We start from the raw sequence: 711 nt of genomic DNA, 5'->3' as shown, positions 1-711 counted from the left end.
TCACCGGCACGCCGTCCGAGCGCAGGCGCCGGTACAGCGTGCCGTCGTTGAACAGCACCGCCCGGGCGTCCATGCCGGCACGCCGCTGCGCCGTGACCAGGCCGTAGACCTGAACCTCCGCGCCGGCCCAGAGATCGCCGGAGGCCACGTGCACGACACGCACCGCGGCATTGCCGGTCACGGCAGCGGGACCTCCGGCACCGGCACGACCGTCAGCCCCGACTCGTGGAGGTATCGGGTCGTACGACGCTTGACGTCGATATCGCGGTAGATGTGCTCCGCCTCGGTGACCGCGACACCCAGCGCCTCCGCGAGGGTCTCCGCGGGCATGTGGTGGTTGCGTGCGTACAGCGCGAGATCCATGCGGTCGTATGGCAGCGCGAAGTAGAACTCGTCCTGGCCCTGGGGGAGGCTGTAGGTGTCGGTGGTCGGTGCGGCCGTGCAGATGGACTCCGGCACCCCCAGATGGCGCGCCAGCGCGTAGACCTGCGACTTGTACAGGTGGGCGATCGGCTTGACGTCCGCCGCCCCGTCACCGCCCTTCACGAAGAAGCCCTGGTCGTATTCCAGCCGGTTCGGGGTGCCGACCACCGCGTAGTTCAGGCGGTCCGCGTGGAAGTACTCCAGGGTCTTGCGCACGCGCTGCTTGAAGTTGGTGGCCGCGACGATCTGCAGGTACGCCTGGTAGCCGAGCCGCCGGCGCCGCTGGCG

At 69.6% G+C, this 711-nt stretch carries 2 protein-coding genes; both read right to left on the bottom strand.

What is annotated here, in order from left to right:
* Positions 1 to 181: hypothetical protein (locus tag G7A99_RS22955; protein ID WP_205600024.1), on the bottom strand; the 181-nt coding region annotated here is incomplete at its 3' end.
* Positions 178 to 711, bottom strand: a 534-nt coding sequence (gene nadE / locus G7A99_RS22950; RefSeq protein WP_163144346.1) for an NAD(+) synthase, incomplete at its 5' end; no start/stop codon positions are given. The genes G7A99_RS22955 and nadE, both read right to left, overlap by 4 nt.

Source organism: Arhodomonas sp. KWT, assembly GCF_010993615.1.
This window is presented reverse-complemented; position numbering and strand designations above follow the sequence as displayed.